Origin of the sequence: Mesorhizobium sp. M1A.T.Ca.IN.004.03.1.1, assembly GCF_003997555.1 — a bacterium.
Classification (GTDB): Bacteria; Pseudomonadota; Alphaproteobacteria; order Rhizobiales; family Rhizobiaceae; genus Mesorhizobium.
Map to the genome: position 1 here is coordinate 1 of NZ_RZTV01000901.1, position 244 is coordinate 244.

Here is a 244-nt window from a genome sequence, read left to right on the forward strand (position 1 = left end):
TTGACGACACGCTGCGCCTCGCCGACAAAGCGCGCGAGGAGGGCGTGGATGTGACCACCGAGGTCTGGCCGGGCATGCCGCATCAGTGGCAGCTATTTCCCGCCATGCTCGACGATGCCGATCGCTCGAGCCAGACTATTGCCGAGTTTGCGATCCGGCATTTTGCCGACAAACCGGAAGAATAGGGGCCACAGCCGCCGGCGTCAGCCGACACTGCATCAATGCGATGTGCCGCCCGAGGGTG

Annotated in this window: 1 pseudogene; it reads left to right on the top strand. The window is 63.9% G+C overall.

Annotated features, from left to right (window positions below):
* Window positions 1-185, top strand: a pseudogene (locus tag EOD29_RS34285) (esterase); the annotation flags it as partial.
* Between the last annotated feature and the right edge of the window lie 59 nt (window positions 186-244).